A 7,508-nucleotide genomic window follows, 5' to 3' on the forward strand; every position below is an offset into this window, starting at 1 on the left:
TCTTTTGTTTTGTAACTGCTTGATTTCTTCATCTGCCATTAAGATTTTTTCTTCTATGTTCTTCATTTTCTCATTTCCTCCCTTTCTAATTTTGAGTAAAGAAAAACAGTAAACCTTTTTTGATTTACTGTTTCTGTGTTAGTTTTTTTCTAAACTTTGATTTTTTATTTCATTTATAATTGTATGATTTTATTGGCTATATCTTCCACAAATCTCTTATCGTGTTCCACAAATATGAGTGTAGGCTTTGCTTCTTTTATAATTTCCTCAATCTGTATTCTTGATATTACATCTATATAATTCATTGGTTCATCCCAAACAAATATATGAGCTGGCATTGACAAACTTACAGCAATTAAAACTTTCTTTTTTTGTCCATCACTATAGTTTTTCATATCCATTTCAAATAATTCTCTTGCAAAATCTAATTTCCTAAGAATTGTTTTGCACAATGTTTCATCAACACCTTGCTTATGAATATACTCATTTAGGCTTCCTGTCAAATTAGATGTATCTTGAGGGATATACGATATTTCCAAATCACTTGCTGATTTTATTTCACCAATATACTCATGATGTAACCCTAACAAAATTTTAATCAAGGTTGATTTTCCACTACCATTTTGACCATATATAGCCACTATATCACCTTGTTTTATCTCGAAACTTACATTACTTAATATCTGTCTTTCTCCATAGATTGATGATAAATTGCTAACCGATATTAGAGAATTTTTATGATGGCGTAATGGATGTAATAATAGATTTTCTTTTGTTTCAATATCTTTTAGTAAACTCTGTTTTTCTTCTATTGCCTTGTTTTGTCTATTTTCTAAATTCTTTGACTTCTTCATCATCTTGGCTGACTGATGACCTATATGACCTTTGTCAGGTTTTACGCCTGATACTTTTACACCATTTTTAGTATTTTCAATTTTATCAGACCAAATTTGACTTTGTCTTGCTGCTTCTTTTAATCGTTTAATATCTTTTCTTAATTTCTCATTTTGACTGATTTCAAACTGGTCTTTCATCACTTTATTTTCATACCATGATGTAAAATTTCCTGATTGGACATCAATAGAATTTCGGTTAATAGAAATAACATGATTGATACAACCATCTAAAAAATCCCTATCATGAGATATAAGCAAAAATCCCTTTTTACTTTTCAGATATTCACTTACAGCTTTTCTTCCGTTCATATCTAAATGGTTTGTTGGTTCGTCAATAAGTAAAAATCCATCTTCCTTTGTAAATAAAATAGCTAAAAGGATTTTTGTTTGCTCTCCTTTAGAGAGTGTTTCAAACTTTCTATAAAGGAGATTTTCATCTACATTTAGTAAGTTAAGTTCTTTAAATAATTTCCATTCTTCCTCATCTGATATTAGTTCTTTATATAACTCAATTCCCAATTTTGAGGTATCACTTATATTGGGTGGAAACTTAATAAAGTCAACACTTTTACTAATTTTTCCTTTGTAAACTTCTTGGTTTAGAAGTAGCTTGAATAAAGTTGATTTTCCAATTCCGTTTCTTCCTATTAGCCCTGTTTTCCAGTTCGTATCAAATGAAAATGATACATTATCAAATATAGGTTTTACATATCCATAATATGAGAAAGTGAGGTTTTCAATTTTAATTAGCGACATAAAAACACCCCCTCACAAGCCTATTTTATTTATCATTATATCATTTTTTAGGCATTTTTTCTACTGCCAGATTTCTCACTTACTAGCTACTATTTATCCTTTGAGTGTATTACCTTAAACAGCTTATCTTGAAATGTTTCCTTGCTCTTTTTGTCAAAATATATCTCTGTTACAAAAGTCTTTCCATTTATCTTTTTTGTAAGAATGCCGTCAGGCTTTTGGGATTCTTCTTGTTCTTCTTCGTGTGTTTCGTTTACTTGAGTGTTCGTATTTTCTGCCATTTAGTTCCTCCTTTCGACTTGCACAAAAAAAGATTTCCTGTAATTAGGAAATCTATTTTGCGATTGGTTGATATTTAGTTTTAAGTTGTTGCCTGTAACTTCTTTTTTGCTCTGTATTCTCTTGCTTTTAATTTCTCATACTCTCGGCACTTTTCAAGATTTTTGGCTCTGTATGCTTTAGAATATGCCCTATGATAAGCTCGTGATTTTTCTTTCTTTGCTTCTTCTATTTCTTCCCTCATCTGTAGCATTTCTTGTTCTGTCGGCTCTATCTGTTTTGTAAGTTCATTTTCAAATTTTCCGATATAGTTAAAATAAACCTCTATTCGTTGAACTACATATTTTGCTCTTTTTACATCTCTTTCATGCACTACGATTTTACTGATAAACTCATTGATAATGGTAGGGGTAAGTTCTTCAAAGTTGGAATAGCTTTCTGCAAGTCTGATAAATTTCTTTGCTCTTTGGTTTGCATTTTCACATTCGGATAAGCGTTCTTTGATTTCTTCTTTTTCTGCTTTTAAGGTGTAGTATTCTTCTGCATACTTTCTTGATAACTGTTCATAGCGTTCTGTATCCATATTTCCAAGTGCATTATCTTCATAGAGTTTATTCATCACTCTTTCTATCTGTTCCATTCGATCTGTGATTTGTGGCATACGCTTTTGATTTTTCTTGAATTCTTCGGTCTGTTCTTTATACAGACTCCCTTTTACAAGTTTCTCAAATTCTGCTTTGTTTTCCAAAGAATACTGTGCTATCTTTCGCAAGACTTCTGCGATATTTTCCATAACCTCATCAACATCAATGCGGTGTGGGGAGTTGCATTTGGGGTGCTTTGCTTTCCCTTTGGCATATTCACTGCAATAGGTTACATGCTGTACTCTTCCATTTTTGTGTATGGTGCGAATGTGCATTTTTGTTCCGCAATCTTTACAGTACATCAAGCCTGAAAGTGCGTGAATTTCTCCATCTCCGTTTGGTCTTTTTACAGGTGCATTTTTTAACATACGCTCTACATTTTCAAAGGTAGTTCTATCTATTATTGGCTCATGCACATTTTCTGTTATTTGCCATTTGCTTTTATCTACATAATGGTTTCTCTTATCTCTGTAATGCTTTTCGGTCTTAAAATTGACTACATCACCACAATACTCTTGTCTTTTCAGTATGCGTGTTAGAGTTGCTTTGTTCCAGTTATATCTGTTTTCTTCATTTAGTGGTTTGTTTTTTGCTGTTCCTCTGTTTTGCTGTTTCATATAAAAGGTTGGAGTTAGTATTTCTTTTTCTTTCAGGTAAACAGCTATCTGATTTCTGTTTTTCCCCTCCATAAATAGCCTAAAAATGAGTTTTACAACTTCGGCAGCTTCTTTATCGACGATCCAATAATCTTTGTTCTCAGGGTCTTTTATATAGCCGTATGGGGCTTCTGTTGCGACAGGCTTTCCGTCTGCTCCTTTGGTCTTAATTCCTGTCTTTACTTTCTTGCTGATGTCTCTTGCATACCACTCTGACATGATGTTGATAAAGGGAGCAAATTCCAATGTATTTTGGTCTATGCTATCTATACCGTTGTTGATGGCGATAAAGCGTACATTGTTTCTTCGAAATATCTCCATAGCGTTTCCGACTTGAAGATAATCTCTTCCCCATCTTGTCATATCTTTCATGATGACAATACCGATTTTGCCTTGTTCTACATCGTTTATCATCTGTGTATAGGCTGAACGGTCAAAGAACCTACCGCTTTCGTCATCATCGATATAGTGGCGAATGTTTATCAGCTTTTTATCTCTTGCATACCTTTCTAAAAAGGCTTTTTGATTTACAATACTATTACTCTCGCCACCGTCTCTATCTTCATCACCAACTGAAAGGCGGGAGTATAGTGCTGTAATTTTATTGTGATATTCTATCATGGCATTATCCTCCTTTTCTCGTGTCTATATATCACTCCTGTTCAGTTAATATTATGCAACCCATCTTGCAGATCCATATTCCTTGCCTTGCCTATATTTCTTTTTGTTTTTACCTTTGCTGTAAACAATTAACTTAACAAGACCAGCAACTGAAATACCTACTAACAAGTCCCTTGGATTAAGGCTTGGTATATAAGATAAAGTTCCTATATCAGAAATTCCCACCATTATTTTATCAATAATATCTCCTCCTACATAAGAATTGATGTGCTTAGAAAAGATATTTCCAATGTAGAAGAATGATAGATAGGGAATGTTTGATAATATAAATTTCTTTGGGTTGTCTATTTTAATTAAGTTTTTAATATCAGAAAGAATGGCTTCTAATACCTTATTCATCGTAGAAACCTTCGCTATCTAATAAAATTAGTAGGTAGTGCCTTCCTTTTGGTGTTATTAATGTTTGTATTCCTACAAGTGTACCTAGTGGATCAACCCATTCTTTTACTTCAAAATATCCCTTGTTCTTATCTGCATAAGGTAAGAGTTTCTTTTTCTTATCTCTGTAAATTAATCCCTTATCCATTAGAAAACTTATAAACTGATTTTGTGGTATTCCTAACTCCTTGGCAGTATTTCTAAAGTTTGTAAGTAGGTTATAATCTACTAATTTGTCATAATAGTCTGCCTTTGGTCTTAATTCTTCAATCTCTTCTTCTCTTTCGGCAATAATTCTATTGGCTACCAGAATTGCATCTGCAAGTAACTCTTCATTAGTTTTCTTTTCTTGCCCTACTATATATCCTCCATTTTTTCTAATACTTGGTAAGACTTCTCTAGTTACCCAAGCTTTGAATATTTTTGCTTGTGGTAGTTTTGATGAGAGGATAAGTGAATACAATCCTGATTCGTTAATTATTGAAATATTCTGTATTCCTCCAGGGGTGTTCCATTTCGTTACACCCTTATCTTCTTCGTCTACATGGTCATAAATAGCTTTTCTGGGATTGACATATCCTAGCATAGTTGCTACTTCATTTGCTATAAAGAAAAACTCACCATCTTTTTCAATAACAGTGAGTTTCCCAAAATTCTTATTTTCAAATGTTTTTAGATTAGTTATCATAAGCTTTGCTCCTTATGTTTATTTTTAACTTTATCTTTGCTAATGGTGTCCTTAGCCATATTTTTAAACTTATTTATAGTCTTCGTTATTGAATCTTTTCTATCGGCCTTTCTTTCAGAAGCCTTAACTGCTTTTTTAAAAGCATGTTCCATTACTTTTATATCCTTAGATTGAAAAAACACAGAGTGGTTACCAGTTTCCTTATCTTTCATAACAGAAAACTTCACTCCGTGTTTATTTAAAATTTTCTTTAGTTCTTTTAACTCAGGATCTTTTAGATTAATTTCTTCTAACTGTCCCTTTTTAACCATATCTTTTAGTTTTACTTCTTCTCCGTTATTTTTTATTACATTTTTCAAGCCGCCTTGTTCCTCTATTTGCTTGTGTACTTTCTTTAAGGCATCAAGAATTGCTTTACTTGTTGCTTTTGCAAGTCTTACTTCAAGATTAAGACTTGACCTAGATACTTCTTCATTAATCATCTATTCCACCTCCATATAAAAGTAACTCTTTGTATTTTCTTAACTTCTCTTGATGGATTTTTCTTCTAAAATCTTCTCCTGTAACTTTAACTGGTATTGTCATTTCAAGTATTCTTGAATATATCCTCTGATACTCAAGGTCAATATTAGGATTTTGAATAATTTCCAATGATAAGTTTGTAGTGAAAATTGTCGGCCTGCCTTTTAAGTATCTTGAGTTTATAATGTTATATACTTGTTCTCTTGCATAAGATGTATCCCTTTCAATTCCAAGGTCATCTAAGATTAACAAAGGAATATTAGAGAGGTTATTGATAATTTCATTTGAATCTAGCTTAAATGCTGATTTTTGTATTTGGTTTATAACCTGAGATAAATTCATAATTTTAACTTTAACTTGTTTTCTTTCAATTAATTCATTTGCAATTGAACAAGCTAGATAAGTCTTTCCACTACCAACATCTCCATAAAATAAAAGTCCAACATTGTCTTCCTTCATTTGTTCAAAACTTTTAGCATAATTGTAAGCAACCTTGTAAGCTTGACCTTTTTCATTTAAGTATTTATCAAAAGTATATTGGTGTTGGAGCGGCGATGAGAAGCAATCTCTTTTCAATGATGATATTTTCATCAGTCTTTCTCTTTCTTCATTTTCCTTATCTCTTTTTATTTCACATTCGCATATAATTCTGGGAATAAACTTTGTAAATCCAAGGTCAAGTAATTCTCCATCGACTCTTTTACCGCATACCTTGCAATAGATATGCCCATTTCTTTCAATATCATTTTCTCTTAATACAAAATCTTTTAAACTTGTCATAAACTCTCTCCTATATCGTAATTCATTTTCCTTGTTGTATTATCATTAATGTTTTTCGCCTGATCATTAAGATACCAATTGATTATCGTTGCCTTGTGGTCTTGATACTCTCTGTTATTTGCTTTCATATATGACGAGAGCCTATCAATGTATTCATTAATTCTACTTCCTAACTCATTTGTTAAGTCCTTGTATTCTTCATCAGTCAAAAATATATTTTTATATATTCCATAAGGCTTTTGACCTTTACTAAAATCATTCTTTCTTAACTCATTATTATTAATATTGTTATAGTTACCTTCCGATTTTCGGAAATCTTGAAGTCTGTTATTCGGAGTTCTTGAATTCCGATTATCGGAAGTCTGGACTTCTGCTTTTCGGAAATCTGGATTTCTATTATTTGAATCATAGAAAACACTCATAAAATCTTTAACATATATCCTATTTGGTTTTCCAAGTCCTTGTCTTTTCTTTTCTATCAATCCAATTCCTGATTTTGTATCAAGCTCATTTATAATCTTTAAGGCTTTATCATTAGCACAGTTAAATTGCTCTTTAATAGCATCCATTGTGTAGTAAATAAAAACTTTTCCATCTTCATCTATCCAGCCATTTTTATATGAAAGACCCATTCGATTGAGCATATATGAATACAAAACTTTAGCTTCAATAGAAATGCTCTCGAAAATCTCATCTTCCATTAATACCATAGGTAACCTAATGAAGTTATACATCTCAGATTGCCTATTATAAAAATAATCAAAATTCATTCCTACCTCCTCTCTTTAAAATAAAAAAAGACGACAGAATTATTGCTTTCTATCGTCTACGGTTGTCTTATATTTATTTTTCTTCAAATTGATTTTATTGTATAGTTTAATAATTCTAATAATCCAATAACATATATACCTAATTTAGGTAATCCAAATGGACTAAATAAAAATGCTAATATTAGTGCTTCAATTACAATTTGCTTGTCTCCTTGAAAAATGCTAGCTATTCCAATTATAAAAATCAAAGTAGAAACTACGCTTAACAACGCAGTACTCAAACTTAATATGAAGGTTAAAAAAGCTATGAGCAAAACTCAACACTAATCTTATCGGTAATAAAATTATTCTAATTATCCATCTCATACATACTCCTAAAAATTAAACTGGGATTCATAACAAACCCCAGTTTCATAATTAGCGTGTCCTTTAATATAATTTTGATCCTGCTGGAATAT

General features: G+C 31.5%; 7 protein-coding genes and 2 pseudogenes. All 9 read right to left on the reverse strand.

Annotated features, from left to right (window positions below; translation table 11 throughout):
* Positions 1–173: 173 nt before the first annotated feature.
* Entirely contained in the window at positions 174–1,652 is a 1,479-nt protein-coding gene (locus HMPREF2852_RS08460; protein ID WP_070607652.1) for an Lsa family ABC-F type ribosomal protection protein, read from the reverse strand.
* Between the two features lie 89 nt (positions 1,653–1,741).
* Positions 1,742–1,933: a transposon-encoded TnpW family protein gene (locus tag HMPREF2852_RS08465; protein WP_070607654.1), complete on the reverse strand. Its 192-nt coding sequence runs from the start codon at positions 1,931–1,933 to the stop codon at positions 1,742–1,744.
* 80 nt (positions 1,934–2,013) lie between these two features.
* A complete protein-coding gene (locus HMPREF2852_RS08470; protein WP_019134463.1) occupies positions 2,014–3,852 on the reverse strand; it encodes a recombinase family protein in 1,839 nt (612 codons plus the stop codon).
* A 60-nt stretch (positions 3,853–3,912) separates the two neighbouring features.
* A pseudogene (locus HMPREF2852_RS08475) lies at positions 3,913–4,251 on the reverse strand (type IV secretory system conjugative DNA transfer family protein); the annotation flags it as partial.
* The gene (locus tag HMPREF2852_RS08480; RefSeq protein ID WP_070607660.1) at positions 4,244–4,978 is read right to left on the reverse strand and encodes a phage antirepressor KilAC domain-containing protein; all 735 of its coding nucleotides are present in this window, start codon (positions 4,976–4,978) and stop codon (positions 4,244–4,246) included. The gene HMPREF2852_RS08480 and the pseudogene HMPREF2852_RS08475, both read right to left, overlap by 8 nt.
* Positions 4,975–5,460, reverse strand: a complete 486-nt coding sequence (locus tag HMPREF2852_RS08485; RefSeq protein ID WP_070607662.1) for a PcfB family protein — start codon at positions 5,458–5,460, stop codon at positions 4,975–4,977. Before HMPREF2852_RS08485 ends, HMPREF2852_RS08480 begins: the two co-directional genes overlap by 4 nt.
* A complete protein-coding gene (locus HMPREF2852_RS08490) occupies positions 5,453–6,280 on the reverse strand; it encodes an ATP-binding protein (RefSeq protein WP_070607665.1) in 828 nt (275 codons plus the stop codon). The genes HMPREF2852_RS08485 and HMPREF2852_RS08490 overlap by 8 nt, the downstream gene beginning before the upstream one ends.
* On the reverse strand, positions 6,277–7,050 hold the full coding sequence (locus HMPREF2852_RS08495; protein WP_070607668.1) for a replication initiator protein A: 774 nt from the start codon (positions 7,048–7,050) through the stop codon (positions 6,277–6,279). Before HMPREF2852_RS08495 ends, HMPREF2852_RS08490 begins: the two co-directional genes overlap by 4 nt.
* A gap of 83 nt (positions 7,051–7,133) precedes the next feature.
* Positions 7,134–7,416 (reverse strand): annotated as a pseudogene (locus HMPREF2852_RS10245) (CD1845 family protein).
* Between the last annotated feature and the right edge of the window lie 92 nt (positions 7,417–7,508).

The sequence above is a fragment of the Anaerococcus sp. HMSC065G05 genome (assembly GCF_001812365.1).
Classification (GTDB): Bacteria; Bacillota; Clostridia; order Tissierellales; family Peptoniphilaceae; genus Anaerococcus; species Anaerococcus vaginalis.

Bases quoted from the DNA above. Each gene is read 5' to 3' on its own strand.
- HMPREF2852_RS08460 (WP_070607652.1), bottom strand. From the start codon at position 1,652: ATGTCGCTAATTAAAATTGAAAACCTCACTTTCTCATATTATGGATAT.
- HMPREF2852_RS08465 (WP_070607654.1), bottom strand. From the start codon at position 1,933: ATGGCAGAAAATACGAACACTCAAGTAAACGAAACACACGAAGAAGAA.
- HMPREF2852_RS08470 (WP_019134463.1), bottom strand. From the start codon at position 3,852: ATGATAGAATATCACAATAAAATTACAGCACTATACTCCCGCCTTTCA.
- HMPREF2852_RS08480 (WP_070607660.1), bottom strand. From the start codon at position 4,978: ATGATAACTAATCTAAAAACATTTGAAAATAAGAATTTTGGGAAACTC.
- HMPREF2852_RS08485 (WP_070607662.1), bottom strand. From the start codon at position 5,460: ATGATTAATGAAGAAGTATCTAGGTCAAGTCTTAATCTTGAAGTAAGA.
- HMPREF2852_RS08490 (WP_070607665.1), bottom strand. From the start codon at position 6,280: ATGACAAGTTTAAAAGATTTTGTATTAAGAGAAAATGATATTGAAAGA.
- HMPREF2852_RS08495 (WP_070607668.1), bottom strand. From the start codon at position 7,050: ATGAATTTTGATTATTTTTATAATAGGCAATCTGAGATGTATAACTTC.